The sequence below is a fragment of the Planobispora rosea genome (assembly GCF_014648175.1).
GTDB classification, from domain to species: Bacteria; Actinomycetota; Actinomycetes; order Streptosporangiales; family Streptosporangiaceae; genus Planobispora; species Planobispora rosea.
The window spans coordinates 131,866-152,342 of sequence record NZ_BMQP01000011.1 but is presented as its reverse complement, the minus strand read 5'-3'; the positions used below and the strand labels follow the sequence as shown (position 1 = coordinate 152,342).

Annotated in this window: 18 protein-coding genes; 9 read left to right on the top strand and 9 right to left on the bottom strand. The window is 72.4% G+C overall.

Annotated elements, in window-relative coordinates; all coding sequences use genetic code 11:
- Positions 1-149 precede the first annotated feature (149 nt).
- On the top strand, positions 150-611 hold the full coding sequence (gene nrdR / locus IEZ08_RS13725) for a transcriptional regulator NrdR (protein WP_068925480.1): 462 nt from the start codon (positions 150-152) through the stop codon (positions 609-611).
- A 90-nt stretch (positions 612-701) separates the two neighbouring features.
- The gene (locus IEZ08_RS13720; protein WP_189242245.1) at positions 702-3,575 is read left to right on the top strand and encodes a vitamin B12-dependent ribonucleotide reductase; all 2,874 of its coding nucleotides are present in this window, start codon (positions 702-704) and stop codon (positions 3,573-3,575) included.
- Between the two features lie 70 nt (positions 3,576-3,645).
- Here the strand turns inward: IEZ08_RS13720 and IEZ08_RS39530 are convergent, their stop codons facing one another.
- Together IEZ08_RS39530 and IEZ08_RS13715 are read right to left on the bottom strand one after the other, a co-directional pair.
- Positions 3,646-3,819, bottom strand: a complete 174-nt coding sequence (locus IEZ08_RS39530; protein WP_268249331.1) for a zinc-binding dehydrogenase — start codon at positions 3,817-3,819, stop codon at positions 3,646-3,648.
- A gap of 54 nt (positions 3,820-3,873) precedes the next feature.
- The gene (locus IEZ08_RS13715) at positions 3,874-4,533 is read right to left on the bottom strand and encodes an alcohol dehydrogenase catalytic domain-containing protein (RefSeq protein ID WP_203863377.1); all 660 of its coding nucleotides are present in this window, start codon (positions 4,531-4,533) and stop codon (positions 3,874-3,876) included.
- A 110-nt stretch (positions 4,534-4,643) separates the two neighbouring features.
- Between IEZ08_RS13715 and IEZ08_RS13710 the strand changes: the two genes are divergently transcribed.
- On the top strand, positions 4,644-5,270 hold the full coding sequence (locus IEZ08_RS13710; protein WP_068925477.1) for a TetR/AcrR family transcriptional regulator: 627 nt from the start codon (positions 4,644-4,646) through the stop codon (positions 5,268-5,270).
- A gap of 38 nt (positions 5,271-5,308) precedes the next feature.
- Here IEZ08_RS13710 and IEZ08_RS13705 read toward each other — a convergent pair whose 3' ends face one another.
- From IEZ08_RS13705 to IEZ08_RS13695, 3 genes are all read right to left on the bottom strand, one after another.
- A complete protein-coding gene (locus IEZ08_RS13705; RefSeq protein ID WP_068925476.1) occupies positions 5,309-5,797 on the bottom strand; it encodes a cupin domain-containing protein in 489 nt (162 codons plus the stop codon).
- 98 nt (positions 5,798-5,895) lie between these two features.
- A complete protein-coding gene (locus IEZ08_RS13700; protein ID WP_189242244.1) occupies positions 5,896-7,278 on the bottom strand; it encodes a pyridoxal phosphate-dependent decarboxylase family protein in 1,383 nt (460 codons plus the stop codon).
- A 119-nt stretch (positions 7,279-7,397) separates the two neighbouring features.
- Positions 7,398-8,039 carry a TetR/AcrR family transcriptional regulator gene (locus tag IEZ08_RS13695; protein WP_229803087.1) on the bottom strand — a complete coding sequence of 214 codons (642 nt, stop codon included), beginning with the start codon at positions 8,037-8,039 and terminating at the stop codon, positions 7,398-7,400.
- Between the two features lie 78 nt (positions 8,040-8,117).
- Between IEZ08_RS13695 and IEZ08_RS13690 the strand changes: the two genes are divergently transcribed.
- The 3 genes from IEZ08_RS13690 to IEZ08_RS13680 all read left to right on the top strand — a co-directional run bounded on the left by IEZ08_RS13690 (position 8,118) and on the right by IEZ08_RS13680 (position 10,566).
- Positions 8,118-9,107, top strand: a complete 990-nt coding sequence (locus tag IEZ08_RS13690) for a sigma-70 family RNA polymerase sigma factor (RefSeq protein ID WP_307815387.1) — start codon at positions 8,118-8,120, stop codon at positions 9,105-9,107.
- A 155-nt stretch (positions 9,108-9,262) separates the two neighbouring features.
- On the top strand, positions 9,263-10,057 hold the full coding sequence (locus IEZ08_RS13685) for an SDR family oxidoreductase (protein WP_068925473.1): 795 nt from the start codon (positions 9,263-9,265) through the stop codon (positions 10,055-10,057).
- Positions 10,054-10,566, top strand: coding sequence for a hypothetical protein (locus IEZ08_RS13680; protein WP_084780509.1), 513 nt, complete (start codon positions 10,054-10,056; stop codon positions 10,564-10,566). Before IEZ08_RS13685 ends, IEZ08_RS13680 begins: the two co-directional genes overlap by 4 nt.
- A 20-nt stretch (positions 10,567-10,586) precedes the next feature.
- On the opposite strand, the gene IEZ08_RS13675 is transcribed toward IEZ08_RS13680, so the two are convergent.
- Positions 10,587-10,748, bottom strand: coding sequence for a hypothetical protein (locus tag IEZ08_RS13675; protein ID WP_176728330.1), 162 nt, complete (start codon positions 10,746-10,748; stop codon positions 10,587-10,589).
- 571 nt (positions 10,749-11,319) lie between these two features.
- On the opposite strand from IEZ08_RS13675, the gene IEZ08_RS13670 reads away from it, so the two are divergent.
- Positions 11,320-11,706, top strand: a complete 387-nt coding sequence (locus tag IEZ08_RS13670; RefSeq protein ID WP_068925471.1) for a VOC family protein — start codon at positions 11,320-11,322, stop codon at positions 11,704-11,706.
- A gap of 30 nt (positions 11,707-11,736) precedes the next feature.
- Here IEZ08_RS13670 and IEZ08_RS13665 read toward each other — a convergent pair whose 3' ends face one another.
- From IEZ08_RS13665 to IEZ08_RS13655, 3 genes are all read right to left on the bottom strand, one after another.
- The gene (locus IEZ08_RS13665) at positions 11,737-12,885 is read right to left on the bottom strand and encodes a low temperature requirement protein A (RefSeq protein ID WP_189242243.1); all 1,149 of its coding nucleotides are present in this window, start codon (positions 12,883-12,885) and stop codon (positions 11,737-11,739) included.
- Between the two features lie 149 nt (positions 12,886-13,034).
- Positions 13,035-13,775 carry a DoxX family protein gene (locus IEZ08_RS13660; RefSeq protein ID WP_068925469.1) on the bottom strand — a complete coding sequence of 247 codons (741 nt, stop codon included), beginning with the start codon at positions 13,773-13,775 and terminating at the stop codon, positions 13,035-13,037.
- A gap of 67 nt (positions 13,776-13,842) precedes the next feature.
- Entirely contained in the window at positions 13,843-15,489 is a 1,647-nt protein-coding gene (locus tag IEZ08_RS13655) for an MFS transporter (RefSeq protein ID WP_084780507.1), read from the bottom strand.
- Between the two features lie 526 nt (positions 15,490-16,015).
- On the opposite strand from IEZ08_RS13655, the gene IEZ08_RS13650 reads away from it, so the two are divergent.
- Both IEZ08_RS13650 and IEZ08_RS13645 read left to right on the top strand, forming a co-directional pair.
- Positions 16,016-17,929: a tetratricopeptide repeat protein gene (locus IEZ08_RS13650; RefSeq protein WP_189242242.1), complete on the top strand. Its 1,914-nt coding sequence runs from the start codon at positions 16,016-16,018 to the stop codon at positions 17,927-17,929.
- A 162-nt stretch (positions 17,930-18,091) separates the two neighbouring features.
- Positions 18,092-20,431: an AAA family ATPase gene (locus IEZ08_RS13645; RefSeq protein WP_068925463.1), complete on the top strand. Its 2,340-nt coding sequence runs from the start codon at positions 18,092-18,094 to the stop codon at positions 20,429-20,431.
- Positions 20,432-20,477: the final 46 nt, after the last annotated feature.

Here is a 20,477-nt window from a genome sequence, read left to right as displayed (position 1 = left end):
ACATCTAGTGGCTTTGTCGGAGTGCTCCACCACAGGTTGTGTTTCGATCGCCGCACCTCGGTGTTCCGAGGGGCGTGCGCGAGTTTACGCGCGGGCATCGTGTGACACATGGGGCAGGCGGGTCACTCGGCTGACCAGGGAGGCGACGCGTGCACTGTCCGTTCTGTCGCCATCCAGACACGCGGGTCATCGACAGCCGGTCCACCGAGGACGGCGGTGCCATCCGCCGCAGGCGCACGTGCCCCGAATGCGGGCGCAGGTTCACCACGCAGGAGACCGTGCTGCTCATGGTGAGCAAGCGCAGCGGGGTGACCGAGCCGTTCTCCCGTGACAAGGTGATCGCCGGGGTCCGGCGGGCCTGCCAGGGGCGGCCGGTCAGCGAGGACTCCCTGGCCCAGCTCGGCCAGCGGGTCGAGGAGAGCATCCGGGCGACCGGGGCCGCGGAGATTCCCGCCCACGAGGTGGGCCTGGCGATCCTCGGGCCCCTCCGGGAGCTGGACGAGGTGGCCTATCTCCGGTTCGCCTCGGTCTACCGCGGGTTCGAGACGCTGGCCGACTTCGAGGCTGAGATCAAGCAGTTGCGGGCGGATCGCTCCGCCCAGCAGGACTGAAGAATTCCATCCCCGGGCGCCGGGGGACGAAAGCGGCGCGGTGATGTGGTCCGACTCATGGGCTCGTACGGAGTCCGGAAGGGGGAAGTCATGACGGAGACGGTCGGAGGCGCGGTGCGCGGGGGCAGCGGAGGCAAGCGCCCGCGCAAGGGGCTGAAGATGAAGCGCGTCTTCACCACCCCCGGCGTTCACCCCTACGACGAGGTGAGCTGGGAGCGCCGCGACGTCGTCATGACGAACTGGCGCGACGGCTCGGTCAACTTCGAGCAGCGGGGCGTGGAGTTCCCCAGCACCTGGTCGGTCAACGCCGCCAACATCGTCACCACCAAGTACTTCCGCGGCGCCGTCGGCACCCCGCAGCGCGAGTGGAGCCTCAAGCAGCTCATCGACCGCGTGGTGGGCGTCTACACCAGGACCGGCGTCGAGCACGGCTACTTCGCGACCGACGAGGACGCCGAGATCTTCGACCACGAGCTCAAGCACGCCCTGGTCAACCAGATCTTCAGCTTCAACTCCCCGGTCTGGTTCAACGTCGGCACGGCCTCGCCGCAGCAGGTCTCGGCGTGCTTCATCCTCGCCGTGGACGACCAGATGGAGTCCATCCTCGACTGGTACAAGGAAGAGGGTGTGATCTTCAAGGGCGGCTCCGGCTCCGGGGTCAACCTCTCCCGGATCCGCTCCTCCAAGGAACTGCTCTCCAGCGGCGGCACCGCCAGCGGCCCGGTCTCCTTCATGCGCGGTGCCGACGCCTCCGCGGGCACCATCAAGTCCGGCGGCGCCACCCGCCGCGCCGCCAAGATGGTCGTCCTCGACGTGGACCACCCCGACATCGAGGAGTTCATCGAGACCAAGGCGCGCGAGGAGGACAAGATCCGCGCGCTGCGCGACGCCGGGTTCGACATGGACCTCGGCGGCAAGGACATCGTCTCCGTCCAGTACCAGAACGCCAACAACTCCGTGCGCGTCTCCGACGAGTTCATGCGCGCGGTGGAGAAGGGCGAGGAGTTCGGCCTGCGCGCCCGCCTGTCCGGCGAGATCATCGAGAAGGTCGACGCCCGCGACCTGTTCCGCAAGATGGCGACCGCCGCCTGGGAGTGCGCCGACCCCGGCGTCCAGTACGACGACACGATCAACGACTGGCACACCTGCCCGGAGACGGGCCGCATCACCGCCTCCAACCCCTGCTCGGAGTACGTCCACCTGGACAACTCCTCCTGCAATCTGGCGAGCATCAACCTGCTGAAGTTCCTCAAGGACGACGGCTCCTTCGACATCCAGAACTTCGTGAAGATCACCGAGCTGATCATCACCGCGATGGACGTCTCCATCACCTTCGCCGACTTCCCGACGGAGAAGATCGGTGAGACCACCCGGGCCTACCGCCAGCTCGGCATCGGCTACGCCAACCTCGGCGCGCTGCTCATGGCCACCGGCCACGCCTACGACTCCGACGGCGGCCGCGCCATCGCCGCGGCCATCACCTCGCTGATGACCGGCGTCTCCTACCGCCGCAGCGCCGAGCTGGCCGGGGTCGTGGGACCGTACGACGGCTACGCCCGCAACGCCGAGGCGCACAAGCGCGTCATGCGCAAGCACGCCGCGGCCAACGGCGAACTGAGCACGCTCGACGTCATGGACCGCGACATCCACGCCGAGGCGAGCCGGGAGTGGGCGGAGTGCCTCAAGCTCGGTGAGAAGAACGGCTACCGCAACGCCCAGGCCTCGCTGCTGGCTCCCACCGGCACCATCGGCCTGATGATGGACTGCGACACCACCGGCATCGAGCCCGACCTCGCGCTGGTCAAGTTCAAGAAGCTCGTCGGCGGCGGCTCCATGCAGATCGTCAACCAGACGATCCCACGGGCGCTGGCGAAGCTCGGCTACCAGAACGAGCAGATCGAGGCGATCGTCGAGTACATCGCCGAGCACGGTCACGTCGTCGACGCCCCCGGCCTGCGGCCCGAGCACTACGAGGTGTTCGACTGCGCGATGGGCGAGCGGGCCATCGCCCCGATGGGCCACGTCCGCATGATGGCCGCCACCCAGCCGTTCCTGTCGGGTGCGATCAGCAAGACCGTCAACCTGCCCGAGTCCGCGACCGTCGAGGACATCGAGCAGGTCTACCTGGAGGGCTGGAAGCTCGGCCTGAAGGCGCTGGCGGTCTACCGCGACAACTGCAAGGTCGGCCAGCCGCTCTCGGCGGCAGGCAAGAAGGCCGACGACAAGGCCGCGGACAAGGCCGGGGAGCGGGCCGGGGACGAGGCCGCCGCGCCGGAGATCCAGGTCGTGGAGATCAGCCGCCCGACCCGCCGCCGGCTGCCGAACCAGCGTCCCAGCACCACCACCCGCTTCACCGTGGCCGGGGCCAAGGGCTACATGACCGCCTCGTGCTACCCGGACGACGGTCTCGGCGAGGTCTTCCTGAAGATGTCCAAGCAGGGCTCGACCCTCGCGGGCGTCATGGACGCCTTCTCCGTGGCCATCTCCATCGGCCTGCAGTACGGCGTGCCGCTGGAGACCTACGTCGGCAAGTTCGTCAACATGCGCTTCGATCCGGCGGGCATGACCGACGACCCGGACGTCCGCATGGCCGCCTCGGTGATGGACTACATCTTCCGCCGCCTGGCCCTGGACCACCTGCCCTACGAGGAGCGGGCCGCCCTCGGCATCTTCTCCGCCGCCGAGCGGGCCGCCCAGCAGCGGGGCGAGGATCCGGCCGCGCTCCACGACGACACCGTCATCGCGGAACTGGCCACCTCGGCCCCGATCGAGAAGCCCAAGTCCGACGCCGAGGCCCAGGCCAGGACCGAGTCCCTGCCCGAGCCGGTGCGCGGCGGCTCCCTGGAGTCCCACCAGGGCCGCACCGCCGACGCCCCGCTCTGCATGACCTGCGGGACGAAGATGCGCCCGGCGGGCAGCTGCTACGTCTGCGAGGGCTGCGGCTCCACCAGCGGCTGCAGCTGATCTCCCGGGCGAGGTCGAGCGGGCCCCTCGGAGAGGCCGGGGGACCCGCCACCCGGCGGCACGGCCTGCTTCAGGGCAGCAGCGCCAGCTTGCCTACGGTGGCCCGCGCTTCCAGTTCCGCGAGTGCTTTCGGCCCCTCGGCCAGCTCATAGACGGTGGGCCGGCCGGGGCCGAGCACCCCGGCCGCGAGGAGCCGGGCCATCTCGGCCATGATCTCGCCGAAGACCTGTGGCGCGGCCTGGATCAGGACGCCGAGGTTCAGGCCGATGAGGTGGACCTGGTGCTTGTAGACCAGTCCTCAGTTGGTGACCGCGGTTTCGCCGCCGGTCATCCGCAGGACCTCGGCGGTGAGGTCGGCGCCGCGGGAGTCGATGACGTGGTCGGCGCCCAGCACCCGTACCACCTCGTGCTTGTCCGGCGAGGCCGCGGCGATCACCGTCGCACCGTAGTGCTTGGCCATCTTCACCGCGGCCTGGCCGGTCCCGCCGGCCGCGGCGTGGATCAGCACGGTCTGCCCCGCGGCGAGGCCGCCCAGCGGCTTGAGCGCCGCCAGCGCGGTCGGCCAGTTCACGACCAGGCCCAGCGCCTGCTCGTCGGCCCAGCCCGCCGGTACCGGCACGGCGCGGGCCGCGGGCAGCACCACGTACTCGGCGAAGGCGCCGCCTTCGATGCGGACGCCGACGACGTGGGCACCGAGTCCCGGATCGGTCACCCCCTCGCCGACGGCGATGACTTCGCCGGCGCCCTCGATGCCCGCCGGGTACGGCGGCTGCGGGCCGCCTGCGAAGGTGCCGCGGGACTGCGAGATGTCGGCGAAGTTGACACCGGCGGCGGTGACCCGGATCAGGACCTCGCCCGGGCCCGGGCTCGGTACCGGCACGTCGGTGACCAGACGCAGGTCCTGCGGGCCGTTCAGGGACGTCTGCTGCAGGGCGCGCATAGTCGCGGGGACGCTCATGGTGATCGGGCTCCTTTGTTTATCGAACGACAAACAAACCGTGGCACGCCGTTCAGCGCCGGTCAAGGTAAACTTGATCGAACGACAAACAAATAGGGAGGCGCATCCCGATGGCTACTCGCGGCAGGCCCCGCACATTCGACCCCGACACCGCCCTGCGCCAGGCGCTGGACCTGTTCTGGGAACGGGGTTACGAGGGCACCTCGCTCAACGACCTGGCCCGGGCCACGGGTATCGCCTCGGCCAGCATCTACACCTGCTTCGGCAGCAAGGAGGACCTGTTCCGCAAGGTCATGGCGCTGTACGGCGCAACCTCGGGCGAGCCGCCCAGGCGCGCGCTGCGTGAACAACCGACCGCCCGCGCCGCGATCCACGCCATGCTGCGCGCTACCGCCGATGAGATCACCCGCCCCGGCGCCCCGCACTACTGCATGCTCGTCCTGGCCGCGCCGACCGGCGCCGTGGAGAACCATGCCGTCCGGGAGTTCCTGGCCGGCCTCCGGCGCGACCAGCTCGCCGCCATCAAGGACCGGCTCGCCCGCGGCGTCGCCGACGGCGATCTCGCCGCGCCGCCCGCCGGCCTCGATGCCGTCGCCCGCTACTACACCACCGTGGTGCAGGGACTGTCCGTACAGGCCCGCGACGGCGCCACCCGCGCCGAGTTGGAAGGGGTCATCACCTGCGCAATGGCCGCCTGGGACACGCTCACCTCCGCGTCGTCGCACGTCGGCGGTTGAGTCGTGCCCGCCTGAGCGGGCGCGGCGGGCCGGGGATCCTAGAGCCAGTGGTTGTCGTGGCGGAGGAAGAACTCCGCCAGTTCCTCCTCCCCGGGGCGGCCGGACACGGCGAACTCGGCGAGACCCTCGAAGTAACCCTCCCGGGGCGCTCCGGGGGAGAAGTGCAGGAGCATGGAGGCCGGTGCCCCCGACTCGTTGCGGAAGGCGTGGATCCCGCCCTCGGGGACGTGGATGAAGTCGCCGGGGGCGGCGTCGATCCAGCGGTCGCCGGTGAAGATCCGTACGGTCCCGGTGAGGATGAAGAACGACTCGGAGATCGACCGGTGGAAGTGGGGGCCGGGGCCCGAGGGCTCCGGCCCCATGTTCCACCGGTAGAGGCCGAACTTGCCGCCGGTGGAGGCGCCCGTCGCCAGGTAGTCCACCGTGTTGCCGCTCTGGTAGGTCAGTTCGGGTTCGTGGTCCGCGGGACGGAAGGTCGCGTTGATCTCACCTTTGTCCCCGAAATAGCTCGGTTCCGGATATGTCATGATCCATACCCTAGGTGGTCCGTCCGCGCCGGGGGATGACGGGTGGCTGCGGCATGGTCCGCTCCGGGAGCGTTACGGCGTCAGCCGCGCCGGAACCACTACGGCGCGAGCCGCTCCAGGAGCTTCGCCACCCGCTCGACGTCGGCCTCGGTGGTCCGCCAGTTGCTGAAGGCGGCGCGGAGCGCGGGCACCCCGTCGTAGACGGTCGGGGTGAGGAACGCCTCACCGGACTCGGTGATCGCGGTGACGAGATCCCCGGTCCGCTCGGGCGCCTCGGCGAGGGTGAAGCAGACCACGTTGAGCCGGACGGGGGCCAGCAGCCGGTACCCGGGCAGTGCGGCGATGCGCTCGCCGAGCAGCTCGGCGAGGGCGATGTCCCGCCGGACGATCTCCGCGTGCCCCTCCCGCCCGTAGGCGGCGAGGGTGAACCACGCCGGGACGGCGAGCAGGCGCCGGGAGTTCTCGGGCGTCAGGTGCACCGGGTCGGGGTCGTCGCCGACCGGGCCCAGGTAGGCGGCGGCGGAGTTGGCGAAGACCCGGGCCTGCAGGTCGCGGCGGCGGGTGAACTGGACCGCGCCGCTGTAGGGGACGTTGAGCCACTTGTGCAGGTCCACGCAGACCGAGTCCGCCTCGCCGAGCCCGTCGACCAGGTGGGCGTGGGCGGGGGAGAGGGCGGCGAAGGCCCCGAAGGCGGCGTCCACGTGCAGCCAGAAGGGGTGGCGCTCGCGCAGGGCGGCGATCGCGCGCAGGTCGTCGAAGTCGACGGTGTTCACCGTGCCCGCGTTGGCGACCACGATGGCGGGGCGTCCCCCGAGCCCCTCCAGGGCCTCGGCGAGCCGCGCGACGTCGACGGCCTCCCGTCCGGGCAGCGTATCGGCCCGGCGGATCGCCGAGCGGCCCAGCCCGAGCAGGGACAGGGCCTTGCCGACGCTGGAGTGCGGGGTCCCGGAGAGCACGCTGACCGGGCCGAGCGCGGCGGCTCCCTGCTCGGCCACCGAGATCCCGTGCCGTTCGCCCAGCCACTCGCGGCCGACGGCCAGGCCCGCGAGATTGGACATGGTCGCGCCGCTGACGAACGTGCCCTGGTGCTCCGCCGGCAGGCCGAACAGCTCGCGCAGCCAGGAGGCGGCCTCCCGCTCCAGGTCGGGGGCGGTGGAGTCGACGCGGGAGGTGGGGTTCTGGTCGAGGGCGCCGGTCAGCCAGTCGCCCGCCAGCGCGGCGGGGGTGCTGCCGCCGGTGACGAAGCCCAGGTAGCGGGGGCCGGCGCTGGCGGCGAAGCCGGCCTCCCAGCGCTCGGCGAACGCCTCCATCGCCCCTTTCAGGCCCGAGCCCTCCGCGGGCAGCGGCGTGGGCTCGCGCCGTACCGGCAGCTGGGCGACGGGCCGGTCGTCCAGGCCCTGCAGGATCCGTACGGCGTAGGCCCGCGTCTCGTCGAGCAGTTCGGGCAGGCGCGCGAGGTCGTCACCGAGAAGTGGATGCATGGGATCACCGTAGGAGAGCGGCGGCACCCCGTCTCGGGCCAATCCGAGGAATTGGCCTTGACGGCTCGGCTCCCGGCGGTGCCGGACCGCATCCCGCCCGGTCCGGGCGGGCCGGGCGGTCAGGTGACGATCCAGCGGCGGCCGATCTCCTCGGCGGTGGGCGGCGGGCCCGGCAGCGCCTCGGCCGAGGTCAGGCGGAGGCCGTCGAGGATCAGGGCCAGATAGCGGTGCCGCATCTGCGCGGTGCGCTCCTCGTCGCCGAGGTGGATGGCGGCGATCTGCTCGAAGAGCATCGACAGGTCGGCGACGTCCAGGCCGGGGCGGAGGACTCCGGCGTCCCTGGCCCGTTCGAAGACCCGCGTGGCCAGTTCCTCGGCGTACGCCGACTCGCGGAAGAGGTCCTCGTCCGGGGTGAAGGTCCCGGCCAGGCTGAGGGTGAGGGAGTGGGTGTCGGCGTCCACGATGCGGCGCATGAAGTCGGCGAAGACGGTCCAGGGATCACGCTCGTCGGCGAGTGCCGCCTCGGCCTCGGCGATGTAGAGCTTCAGCCCGTCGGAGCAGAGCTTGCGCAGCAGGATCTCCTTGCTGGCGTAGCGGCGGTAGAGGGCGCTGATGCCGACCCCGGCGCGCTCGGCCACGGCCGAGATCGGCGCCCCGGGGTCGGCGACGAAGACCGCCCGCGCCGCCTGGAGAATGGTCTGGTCGTTGCGGGCCGCCTGGGCCTTGCGGCCGCTCATCGGGGCCGCGTTCGTTGTCTCCATACCATCACTGTAGCTCACGGAACATAATATTCCGTTCTATCGTTCCCGGATTCGCCGGACTTCTGTCAGGCTGGAGACGTGATCGAGGAGTTCGAGGTCCACCGGCCGAGGATGTTCGGCCTGGCCTACCGGATGCTCGGTTCGGTGACCGAGGCCGAGGACATCGTCCAGGACGCCTATCTGCGCTGGAGCGGCACCGAGCCGGGCAGTGTCTCCTGTCCGGGCGCGTGGCTCGCCAAAGTGGTCACCAATCTCTGTCTCAACCGGCTGACCGCCGCCCGCGCGACCCGGGAGGACTACGTCGGCTCCTGGCTCCCCGAACCCGTGCCGACCGGCGCGCTCGGCCCGCTGGAGACCGCCGAGCAGCGCGACTGCGTCTCCATGGCCTTCCTGGTCCTGATGGAGCGGCTCACCCCGGCCGAGCGCGCCGTCTTCGTGCTGCGCGAGGCGTTCGGGTACGGCTACCGCGAGATCGCCGAGGTGCTCGACCTGTCCGAGGCCGGCTGCCGGCAGCTCTGCCGACGGGCGCGGCAGCGGGTCGGCGAGCACGGTGAACCCGGCGAGCACGGTGAACCCGGCGAGCGCGGTGAACCCGGCGAGCGCCGCGGACTCCGGGAGCTCCGGCGGTTCGACGCCCCCGGCGGGCAGCGCCGCCTGATCGTGGAGCGGTTCCTGAAGGCCGCGGAGAACGGTGACCTGGAAGGGCTGGAACGGCTCCTCGCCGCCGATGTGATCGCCTGGGCCGACGGCGGCGGCAAGGTCAGCGCGGCGCGGCGGCCCGTTCTCGGAAGGGAGAAGGTCCTGCGCTACGTGGCGGGGCTCGCGGCCAGGTTCGGCGCGCTCGGCCAAGACGGTCGCGGCGAGACCCGCATCGTCGAGGTCAACGGCCAGGACGCGATCGTCATGCTGCTGGCCGGGCAGGTCTTCACGGTCTCCGTGGTGGAGGTCGCGGGCGGGGAGGTCGTCGGTCTGCGGAGCGTGGCCAACCCCGACAAGCTGTCCCGCTTCGCGGAACTCGCCGGACTCGCCGAGCCCGTGGAGCCCGTGGAGCCCGTGGAGCCCGCATAATCCGCAGGGCCCGCAGGCTTGAGGGGTGGAGCCTTCCCGGGGCCGGGCCGGGCCGGGCCGGGCTGGGCTGGGGCGGGACCGGCCGTCCGGAGAATTTCTCGCACGAATCCGTGCAGATCTGTCACGTTCGCGGTGACTCGCCGGTTCTCAGCTGCATGACGGAGAACACCACAGCAGAAGGCGGCACGGCGGACATCCTCGTCACCGGCGGCACCGGCGTCCTCGGCCGTCCCGTCGTGGACCGGCTCACCGGGGCCGGCCGTACCGTCCGCGTGCTCAGCCGTACGCGCAAGCCCTGCATCGGCGACCTGAGCACCGGAGCGGGCCTGGCGGAGGCTCTCGACGGCGTCCGGACGATCGTCCACCTGGCCAGCGACCCCAGGACGCGAGGGGCCGACGTCGCGGCCGCCCGGCGCCTGATCGCCGCGGCACCCGAGGGGGCGCACCTGGTCTACATCTCGATCGTCGGCGTCGACCGGCACCCCTACTCCTACTACCGCGCGAAGTACGAGGTCGAGCGCATGATCGAGCGTTCGGGCCTGCCGTACACCATCCTGCGCGCCGTGCAGTTCCACGATCTGGTGCTGTACGGCATGCGGATGCTGGCCAGGCTGCCGATCGTGTTCGTCCCGGCGGGGGTGGCCTTCCAGCCGGTCGCGGCCGAGGAGGTCGCCGCGCGGCTGGCCGGGCTCGCGCTGGGCGAGCCCGCCGGCCGGGTGCCCGACATGGGCGGTCCCGAGATCCTCAGCGCGGCCGAGCTCGCGCGCCTCTACCTGCGGTCGGCCGGGAAACGGCGGCCCGTGCTGCCGGTCCCGATCCCCGGCGGGGTCATCGGCGCCTACCGGCGGGGGGTGCATCTCGCGCCGGAGCACCGCGACGGGCGGATCACGTTCGAGGAGTTCCTGACCACGGCGGCGGGCCGTCCGGGATATGCGGGAGCGGGCCGATGAGCGCGCGGCCGGAGGCGGTGCGGCCCGGACGGGGCCGGAAGGCGGGCCGGGGCGCGGACGAGCGGGCGCGGCGCACGGGGCCGCCGGAGACCCGCTCGCGCGCGGTGGCCTGGTTCCGGGCGGGGTTGGTCGGCCTGGCGGTCATCCAGCTGGTGGTGGGGACATGGGCGCTGGTCTCCCCGACCGGGTTCTACGAGGGCTTCCCGCTGCCGGGGCGCCGGTGGGTGGCGCTGCTGCCGCCGTACAACGAGCACATGCTGCTCGACTTCGGCGGCCTCAACCTGGGCATGGGCGTGATGCTGGCGGTGGCGGGGCGGAGGCCGGAGCGGCTGCTCGTGCGGACGGTGCTGGCGGGGTATCTGGCTTACGCGGTGCCGCACCTGGCCTTCCACCTGGGGCACCTCGGGCACTTCCCCACGGTCGACGTGATCGGCCAGGTCGTCACGCTCTCGCTGGTCGTGGTGCTTCCAGCGGTCATGCTGGCCTGGAGCGGGCGGGTGCTCCGGTGACCGCGGGAGGCCGCGCGGCTTCAGGCGGCCGGCGTGGGACCGCTCGGATGGGGGAAACGGATGACGTTGCGGCCGGTGTAGGCGCGCAGGTCGACGACCTTGGCATCGCCGGGAGCCCTGCGGCGTGTCACGGAGCGGATATCCCTGATCTTGATCCGCTCGACGTATGGTGGCACAGCCACAAGCCTCTTCATTGAGCCCCCCGGCGTGATGATTCCGTTATACAAATATGCGCACGGTCGCGTAAGGCGACCGTAAAGATCTCGTCAGTAGGGCAGCCGTCGGCCCGACGGAGACCGCAGATCCAGCTCGGGAACGCGGACGGGGCGGGTCTGCGGCCGCCTGATCCTGATGCGTTTCATGGTCCTGCCTCCTTCCTCGCTGCCACTGTGCGCCGTGTCGCTTGACGTCCGGTTGGCGACCGCTTGCGAGGCTGCCTCCCCGGAGGTGTATGCGGGCAAACCTACCGGGGTGTCGTGTCCCGGTTCAATAGGTTTGGTAACTCAGGGAATCCGTATTTTTACGTGTAGTGATGTCATGTGCCGGGTGTCCGCCTCTGACCTGGGGCGATGTCCTGTGCCTGATAGAGGGTCCGCTGCTTCCCCTACCTCTTCACCGTAGCTCCCCAGTCCGACATTTCTGGACTTATGGGATGTGGGGCCCTCTTTCCCGCGGCCGCTGTCCTCTGGGGCGAACGGTTCCCATACTGGGACGGGGGCGTAAGATCACGATGTTCACCCGGAGGAGGTCGTCATGCCGGTCGAGTTGAACCACACCATCGTCATGGCCCGTGACAAGAAGGCGTCCGCCGACTTCATGGCCACCGTCCTGGGGCTGGAGGTCGGCCCGCCGTACGGGCCGTTCCTCCCGGTCCAGACGGGCAACGGCGTCACCCTCGACTTCATGGACGCCGGTGACGGCCCGATCACCTCCCAGCACTACGCCTTCCTGGTGACCGAGGAGGAGTTCGACGAGATCTTCGCGCGGATCAGGGAGGCCGGGATCACCTACTACGCCGACCCCGGCCACCGGCAGGAGGGCCGGATCAACCGCAACGACGGTGGACGCGGCCTGTACTTCGAGGATCCCGACCGGCACAACCTGGAGATCATCACCCGTCCGTACGGCAGCGGCGGCTGAGCGCCGCCCGAACGGGCCCGGCCGTACGGCTCAGACGGCGGAACGGGCCGGGCCCGTCCGGTACTCGAGGATGATCACCGCGGTCACCAGGACCACCAGCACGGCGAGCTGGGCCAGGGCGGACCAGAGCCCGGGCAGGACGGTCACCGGCGCGGCCAGCGCCCCCGCGACGCGCAGCCGGTTGCCCGCGATGCCGAGCACCCGACGGAACCAGGCGTTGCCCGCCAGGAACAGGGCGACACCCGCGGCGAGCGCCACGGCGGCGCTGAGCTTCAGCGGGTCCACCGGGTGGGCGATCGCCTTCTTGGCTCCGGCGGCGACCGCGACGACGCCGAGCATCATCGGGATGTGAGCGTAGAAGTAGGCGCCGAGGATCAGCCGTGTGCGCCGTACCGGCTCGGCCACGGCCAGGGCGTGCTCGGCGTGCACCTCGTCGTCGCCACCGAAGTAGATCCACCACAGGCTCGCGGCCAGTGCCAGGCCCAGCACCGCCGTCAGGCCCAGGGCGAAGCCGACCGGCAGGTCTTTGGCGCCGATCCCGAGCGCCACGATCGACTCGCCGAGCACCACGATCACCAGCAGCCCGTGCCGCTCGACGATGTGCCCGGCCTTGAGGTCGAAGCCCTTCTGGCCGATGAAGTACGGGCTGCCCCAGAGCAGGAGGACCGCCGCGCCCCAGAGCAGGTAGGCGTAGGGGCCGTCGAACAGGCTCGCCACGCCGATCAGCGCGGCTCCGCCGAGGTTGAACGGGATCACCCGGGACATGGCGGCGGTCGCCTGGAGGTACAGTCCCGCGTGGACCAGGATCAGCAGCAGGTAGCCGACCACGAAGGCGACGCCGCCACCGTTGAAGGCCGAGGGGATCGCCAGCGCCACGATCAGGAACCCGGCCATGCCCAGCAGGATCAGCACCCGCCGGGCGGGCCGTACCGGGGGGATGGCGTTGGTCAGCCAGGCGTAGCCCGCGTACATCCACCAGATGACCCCGAACACCAGCAGCGCCTTCAGGGCGCCCGTGACGGGGGAGCCCTCCTCGATGCCGGTGACGACCACCAGGGTGAGCTGGGTGACGGTGAAGACGAAGACCAGGTCGAAGAAGAGCTCAAGCGTGGAGACGCTCAGTTCGGTCTCGGGGGGCGCGGGTTCGGCCCGCTCGGCGAACCAGCCAGGGAGGCGCATGCCGCCCATTGTGTCCCGGACGCGGGGGATTGCGCCCTGGCTTCGCTATGCGTGAACGATCATCGCGCGGTCTGTCCGTACGGCACCGCGCGGTCTGCCCGTACGGCACCGCACGGCGGCCCGGCAGTGACCCGGGGGCCCGGCGTGACTCAGTCGTCCGCCGGAACGTCCTTGCCCCTGGCGACCAGGGTGTCACCGCGCTTGCCGGGAGCGGGTTGCTCGGTGCCGCTGCGACGCCGGGGGCGGGGACGGGGCGCGGGGTACTCGGCGGTGTCGGTGTCGCGCTCCGGGTCCTCGCTGTTCTCCGGCGCCGCGCTCCCGGGGGTGACGCGCTTGCCGGGAGCCGGCGCGCTCTCCCTCTCCGGTTCGGCGGAGGGGTGGCCCGGTTCCTCGGGGGCGGGAGTGATCGCCTCCGGCTCGCGCAGCGAGGCGAGGACGTCGTCGGCCTCGGAGTCGGCGGCGAAGTCCTCGGCCGCCTCGGCCTCGCGCCGCTTGATCACCACCATGTGATCGACCGAGAGCCGCCCGGCCCCGTTGACCGCCAGCATGATCGAGGCGGCGCCGAGCGCCACGATCAGGCTGACCTCGCCGCCGGTCAGCGGCAGGCCGCGATCGCCGCTGGCGACGATGAACACCGCCAGGGCCTCGACGAACAGCAGCAGCCCGCAGGCGGGTACGGCGAGCCCGGCGACGAGCAGGGTTCCGCCGATGAGCTCTATCAGCATCGTGGCGGGGGACCAGAGCTCGGGCAGGGGCGCGCCCAGCGCGGCGAACTGGACCTCGGTCGCGTCCAGGCCCGCCCTCAGCTTGGTCCAGCCGTTGGCGAAGAAGATCCCACCGACTCCCAGCCTGGCGGCCAGCGCGGCGAGATCGCGGAGGGATTGTCGCACGGCTCCTCATTCTGGTCGGATTAGCCGCCCTTGCCCATAGAAAGTGGAGAGGGCCCGACCAAATCTGTTATTCCGGATTGGTCTGAATCGCGGCGAGTGAAATGGAGTGATCCCGTCCGTACGGCGGTGGACCGGCGGGGAGGGATCCGGCGGGGGCGCAGCCGACAGGGACCGGCCCGGCCTTCCGGCGCCCGCGGGGCACCATGAACACCACGGCGGCGGTGGCGCCCAGCAGCAGCACGCTCACCGCGATCGTGGAGTGCAGCCCGGCCACGAACGCGGTCCGGGCCTGGGTCAGCAGCGCGGCCCCGGGAGCGCCGCCGATCTCCCCGGCCACGTGGGCGGCGGCGGCGAGCGACTGGCGGGCCTGGGCCATCGGCTCGGCCGCGACGCCCGCGACGGGCGGCAGCGAGCGGGCGTACACGGCGGTGGTGATCGTGCCGAGCACCGCGACGCCGAGCCCGGCGCCGAGCTCGTAGGCGGTCTCCTCGACCGCGGCGGCCCCGCCCGCCCGGTCCTCGGAGGTCGACGACATGATCGTGTCGGAGGCGGCCAGCAGCGCGACCTGGATGCCGAAACCGATGCCGACGAAGCAGGCCGCCAGCCCCACGGAGTGCCGCTCGGTGCCCCAGGTGAGCGTGGGCGCCAGGGAGAGCGCGGTCAGCGCCAGCCCGCCGCCCATCGTCGCGCGCAGCCCGAACCGGCTCAGCAGGTGCGCGCCCGCCAGGCCGCCGGCGACCGAGGCCACCATCAGCGGGAGCATGCGGACGGCGGCGCCGGGCGGGCTGTCGCCGAGCACGAGCTGCAGATACTGGGCGAGCATCAGCTGGAGGCCGACCAGGGCGAAGACGGTCAGCAGCACCGCGACCACCCCGACGGTGAACGTCCGCCGCCGGAACAGGTCCAGGTCCAGCAGCGGGCAGGCGAGCCGCCGCTGCCTGCGCGTGAACCAGGCCAGCAGCGCCAGGCCGCCCAGGAGCGCGACGACCCCTCCGGGACGGCCCGCGCCCGTCTCTTTCACACCGAAGGCCAGGGCGAGGATGCCGAGGACCGACAGCAGCGCGCTGGTCGCGTCCCAGGGCTGCCCGGGGCGCGGGCGGGACTCCGGGAGGAGCCGCGCCGCGGCCGGCAGCAGCGCCAGCAGGATCGGCACGTTGATCAGGAAGACGGTGCCCCAGTAGAAGCGCTCGACGAGCAGGCCGCCGATCAGCGGCCCGGTCGCGGCGCCGGCCGCCGCGACCGCGCTCCACACGCCCAGCGCGATCGCCCGCTCCCGCCGGTCGGTGAAGACCTGCCGGATGATGGAGAGCGTGGCAGGCATGATCATCGCGCCGCCGACCCCGAGGAGCGCCCGCGCCGCGATGAGGGCGAGGGGGGTGGTCGCGAGCGCCGCCGCGGCCGAGGAGACCCCGAACACCAGGTATCCGATCAGCACCAGCCGCTTGCGCCCGAAGCGGTCGCCCAGTGTCCCGAAGGTCAGCAGCAGCGGGGCGACCACCAGGGAGTAGACATCGATGATCCACAACAGCTGCACCGCGCTCGGTTCGAGCGCCGCGGTCAGCGCCGGGACGGCGATGTGCAGGACGGTGGCGTCCACCGTGATCAGCAGGAGGCTGAGGCACAGCAGGACGAGGACCGACCAGCGGCCGGTCCTGGACGAGCGCCGGCCGGTCTCCGCGTGCGTGGCGCGGACGGCGACCTCCACTGCGGTCATCGGCTGAGGGGATACCGGCCTGGGTTGAGCATGCGTGGCAGCTTAGGGCAACTTCCGCACGGGATGAGGACGTATCGGCAGATCGATTCCGGGGCGATACGCGCATCCGGGGCCCGGAACCGTGACCTCTCTAGAGAGATAGAGCCCTGTAGCGAGGATCTAGGCAAACGGGGAAGCCGCACCGACCATGGCGGTCGTGGGAGTCGGCGCGAGGGTGAGCCGTCGTGGTGAGGGTGTGCGAGGTTCGTGGGTTCCCGATGATCGACAGGCGCGAGGTTCGCGAGCCGCGATGGTGAGCGGCTCCGATGGTCCGGATGGTTCCGATGGGCACCAGGGCTCCGAGGGGCAGGATGGTTCCGACGGGCACGAGGGCTCCGGCGGACACACGGGCTCCGGCGGGCACGAGGGGCCCGGGAGTCGTGATCCCGGGCCGCTCCCGCCGGATTCCGGCGGCTCCGAGGACCCCGGGAAGCTCGGCGGCCTCGGGGACCCGGGAGATCCCGGGGACCCCCGGGAATGGTGCGCCGTGGCGGCGGCCCGCCTCGGCCGCGGCGAACCGGAGGCCGCGCTGGAGGCGGCCCGCCGGGCGGTGGAGCTCGACCCCCGGGCCGGGGCCGGGGCCGAATGGGGATACCGCCTGGCCAGCCTGGCGTTCGAGCGGCTGGGCCGGGACGCGGAGGCCGTGGCCGCCGCGGAGGAGGCCGTACGGCTGGCACCGGGCTCCTGGAGCGCGCGGCTGCGCCTGGGAGCGGCCCTGCGCCGGATTCCGGGGCGGTGGAAGGAGTCGCGGGTCCAGGCGGCCCGGGCCGCCCGTTACGCCCCCGAGGAGCCCGACCCGCACGTGCTCGTGGGAGACCTGTCACTTCTGCGCGGGGACTACGCCCAGGCCCGGACCGCCTACCGGCACGCGCTGCGCCGCCTGGACGACCATCCCGGCGCGCGGATCAACCTCGGCCTGGCGATGCTGCGCTGGGAACGGCCCCGCAGGCACCACGACCCCGCCTGGCCGGTGGACCCCCGGGAGACCGGCCGGGCCCGGCGCGCCCTGGAGGTGTGGTCCCGGCAGGTCCGGGTCCTGCTCGCGGTGGCGCTCCTGGCGGTCGCCGCGGCGGCCTTCGGCCCGGCCCTGGTGGCCGCGGCCGGTGCGGGGGGAGCGGCGGCCGCCGGACCCGATCCGGTGGCCGCCGCCAGGGGCGGCGGGGCGGCGGTGCTCGCCGTCGTCCTGGTGATCACTCTTCGGCGGGCCCGGCGGGTCAGGCTCTGGCCGTACGTCCCCGGCATGCTCGTCCGTGACCCGTGGCTCGCCCTCGGCATGGTGATCACCCTGGTGACGGTCGCCGCCTACGGGGCGGCGCTGGCCACCCTGCCCCGCGCCGCGCAGCAGTTCGCGGCGGCGGTGGAGACCGCGACCCCGGTGACCCCGGCGTCCCCGGTGGATCTGGCGGGCCTCGCGGTCCTGGCGGGGACGCTGCCGGGCAACGTGTGGGCGGGTCCCGCGCTCCTGGTGCTCCTCAACGGAGCCGCCCTCCCCGTCCTGCGCACCCTGGCCGAGGCGTGGCGGGGGCGGCCGGTCAGGGCGCTGGCCGAGTTCACCGCGGCCGACGAGGACCGCACGGCCGGGCGCGACATCGACGTGACGCTCTGGCTCGTGGCGGTCCGGGCCTGGTCGGCGCTGGTGCTGACCGCGGCGGCGGCCCGGCTCCTGGACGACCCGCGCTGGGCGCTCGCGGCCGTGACCGTCCCGGCCGCGCTCGGCTGGTCGTACCGCCGGGCCGGGCGGGCCTTCCGCCTGCGCGCGGTGCTCGCCCGCGACCGGTGGCTGGCCGGGGTGCTGGCCCTGCTCGTCACCACGTCGCTCCTGTTCGCCGCGGCGGCGGCCGTACGGGTTCTCGGACTCCCCGATCCCCTCGACCGCCGGGCGTGGCAGGTGGGGGTCGGGGTCCTGGTGACGGTGGTGGCCGCCTACGTCATCAGGGCGGCCCGGGCGTGGTGGCAGGGCACGCCCGGGCCGGGACGGTCCTCATTGATCATGTGCGAGGGCTGCGGACGGCGCCTGCCCGGTGACGCCCGCCCGCCGGTGGGACTCAGCGGCGCGGTGCGCCGGGCCTTCGCCGACGGGCGGGGGGTGGTGCTCGCCTACGCCGACCCGACGGGACCGAGGGCGCTGGCCGTGGGCTCGGTCGGGTCGGTCGGCCCGGGCGGTGAGCTCCGCCTGATCGCCGCCGACGACGCGTGGGAGGCGGCCGAGCGGGACCCGAGGGTGGCGGTGTTCGTCGCCGACCCGCTGGATCGCCGTTTCTGGGCCGAGGTACGCGGCGTCGCGATCGCAGACGCCGAGGCCGAGGTGCTCCGGGTCACTCCCAAGCACGTCGTGGTCGGTGACTATCCCGGGCGCCACCAGGGTCGGCTCCGTCCCCGGGACGGCAGACCCGTGCGCTGACGTCCGCCGCGTACTTGCCTGGGAGTGACAGTTCCTCATCGTGTGGATCGTCCGTACTCGTCCGTTTATCGGATTGTGCCGGCACGGCGGCGTGGCGTCGTTCCGAGGCACGCCCAAACTCCCGCCGGGTGCGGTATAACCGGGGGCGACCGGGGAGGCGTGATGCGGGACTCCGACAGGGCCAGGCCGGCCGGGCGGACGGCGGCACGGGATCTGTTCGAACAGGTGCGGGCGCGCTACTTCCGGCTTCCCCCCGCCGGGCGGAGGCTGCTCCACGTCGTGGCCTTCCTCGCCGCGATGACCTCGGCCGCGATCCTGGGCTGGTCCCTGTTCACCACCGCCCTCGTCACGATCGCGCTGCTCGGCTTCACGGCGCTGACCCTGCGCTTCCCCCGCGCCGGCGCCACCGTGCTGGTCCTGGCCGGGTGGATGCTCGTCCTGGGCTTCTTCATGGGCCTGTACGGCCCGCGGTCGCCCGCCCCCGCGCTCCTGCTGGTCCTGGGCGTGGCCGTGGCCGGGATCGCCCACCTCATCCGCTGGGTCCCGCCGTGGCTGACCACCCTGATGGCGCTGGTCCCCGCCGCCGTGGCCGCCTTCGCGCTGTTCTTCATCGCACCCGCCGCCGGTCCGTGGGCCGCCTGCGGGGTGGCCGCCGCCGTCCTGGTCCACCGCTTCATCGCGGCCCGCCGGGTCCGGGGTCTGGTCTCCGAGCACGACCAGCCGGTGAGGATCCGGGTCCAGGAGGGCGGGCCGCAGGTCCAGGGCCACGGCGGCGGGTCCGCGCCGCCGCCGATCTCGGTGGAGGAGGCGCTCGGCGAGCTCGACGCCATGATCGGCCTGGACCCGGTGAAGGAGCAGGTGCGCTCCATCGCGGCCTCGATCGAGGCGTCCCGCTTGCGCCGGGAGGCGGGCTACGCCACCGAGCCGCCGATGCGACACTTCGTGTTCGTCGGCCCGCCCGGCACCGGCAAGACCAGTGTCGCCCGGACCGTCGCGAAGATCTTCTATGCCTTCGGCCTGCTGGAGACGCCCTACGTGGTGGAGGCCCAGCGCGCCGACCTCGTCGGGGAGTTCCTCGGGGCCACCGCGATCAAGACGAACGAGCTGATCGACCGGGCGCTGGGCGGGGTGCTCTTCATCGACGAGGCCTACAGCCTGATCAACTCCGGTGACGGGCAGCCCGACCGCTTCGGCGCGGAGGCCGTGCAGACCCTGCTCAAGCGGGCCGAGGACGACCGCGACCGGCTGATCGTCATCCTGGCCGGTTACGAGAAGGAGATGACCTCCTTCCTCGCCTCCAACCCCGGCCTGTCCAGCAGGTTCGCCACCCGGGTCCGGTTCCCCGGCTACACCCCCGACGAGCTGGTCCAGATCACCGGGCTGCTGCAGCGGCGCCGGGGCGACCGGATGGCCGAGGACGCCAGGCCCGCCCTGCTGGCCCGCTTCGCCGACGTGCACCGCCGCGGACTCGTCGACGAGCTGGGCAACGCCCGGTTCGTCCGCAGCCTGGTGGAGGCCGCGGCGCAGGCCCGCGACGTCCGGGTGGTCGGCGCGGGCGGCTCGCCCACCACCGAGGACCTGGTGACCACCACCGGGCCGGACGTCGCCAAGGCCTTCGACGAGCTCACCGCCCGTTACCGCGGTTACCAGGCCACGCCGACCCTGGAGGAGGCCCTGGCCGACCTGGACCGGATGGCCGGTCTGGAACCGGTCAAGCAGCAGGTCCACGCGATCACCGCCCAGCTGCGGGTGGCCAGGATGCGCCAGGAGCGCGGCCTGCCCACCCCGCCGCAGATGCGGCACTTCGTCTTCACCGGCCCGCCCGGCACCGGCAAGACCACCGTGGCCCGCATCCTCGGCCGCATCTTCGCGGCCCTGGGCCTGCTCGCCCGGCCCGACGTGGTGGAGGCCCAGCGCGCCGACCTGGTCGGCCAGCACCTGGGCGCCACCGCGATCAAGACGAACGAGCTGGTCGACCGGGCGCTGGGCGGGGTGCTGTTCATCGACGAGGCCTACAGCCTGGTCAACAGCGGCTACGCCGGGGGCGACGCCTTCGGTTCCGAGGCCGTGCAGACCCTGCTCAAGCGGGCCGAGGACGACCGCGACCGGCTGGTGATCGTCCTGGCGGGATACGAGCGTGAGATGACCTCCTTCCTGACCACCAACCCGGGCCTGGCCAGCCGGTTCAACCAGCGCGTGCGGTTCCCCTCCTACGCCCCGGACGAGCTGGCCGAGATCGCCGGGTTGCTCGCCGAGGGGGCGGGCGACCGGTTCGACGACGAGGCCCGGCAGAACCTGGCCGAGGTCTTCACCTGGGTGTGCGAGAACGGCCTGATCGACGGCCTGGGCAACGGCCGTTTCGCCCGGTCCCTGTTCGAGCGCGCCGCGATGCGCCGCGACGTGCGGCTGGCCGCCCTGGGCGGCCCCGCCAGCGCGGCCGAGCTGACCACCATCACCGGTGCCGACGTGCGCGCGGCCGTGGACGAGATCTCCGGCCGCTGACGACCCCCGGATGCCGCTGACGTCCCCGGGGAACTGTCGGCGCCCG

Bases quoted from the DNA above. Each gene is read 5' to 3' on its own strand.
- IEZ08_RS13695 (WP_229803087.1), bottom strand. From the start codon at position 8,039: ATGGAGACAACGAACGCGGCCCCGATGAGCGGCCGCAAGGCCCAGGCG.
- IEZ08_RS13700 (WP_189242244.1), bottom strand. From the start codon at position 7,278: ATGCATCCACTTCTCGGTGACGACCTCGCGCGCCTGCCCGAACTGCTC.
- IEZ08_RS13705 (WP_068925476.1), bottom strand. From the start codon at position 5,797: ATGACATATCCGGAACCGAGCTATTTCGGGGACAAAGGTGAGATCAAC.
- IEZ08_RS13670 (WP_068925471.1), top strand. From the start codon at position 11,320: ATGCCGGTCGAGTTGAACCACACCATCGTCATGGCCCGTGACAAGAAG.
- IEZ08_RS13685 (WP_068925473.1), top strand. From the start codon at position 9,263: ATGACGGAGAACACCACAGCAGAAGGCGGCACGGCGGACATCCTCGTC.
- IEZ08_RS13715 (WP_203863377.1), bottom strand. From the start codon at position 4,533: ATGAGCGTCCCCGCGACTATGCGCGCCCTGCAGCAGACGTCCCTGAAC.
- IEZ08_RS13665 (WP_189242243.1), bottom strand. From the start codon at position 12,885: ATGCGCCTCCCTGGCTGGTTCGCCGAGCGGGCCGAACCCGCGCCCCCC.
- IEZ08_RS13645 (WP_068925463.1), top strand. From the start codon at position 18,092: ATGCGGGACTCCGACAGGGCCAGGCCGGCCGGGCGGACGGCGGCACGG.
- IEZ08_RS13720 (WP_189242245.1), top strand. From the start codon at position 702: ATGACGGAGACGGTCGGAGGCGCGGTGCGCGGGGGCAGCGGAGGCAAG.
- IEZ08_RS13655 (WP_084780507.1), bottom strand. From the start codon at position 15,489: ATGACCGCAGTGGAGGTCGCCGTCCGCGCCACGCACGCGGAGACCGGC.
- IEZ08_RS13710 (WP_068925477.1), top strand. From the start codon at position 4,644: ATGGCTACTCGCGGCAGGCCCCGCACATTCGACCCCGACACCGCCCTG.
- IEZ08_RS13680 (WP_084780509.1), top strand. From the start codon at position 10,054: ATGAGCGCGCGGCCGGAGGCGGTGCGGCCCGGACGGGGCCGGAAGGCG.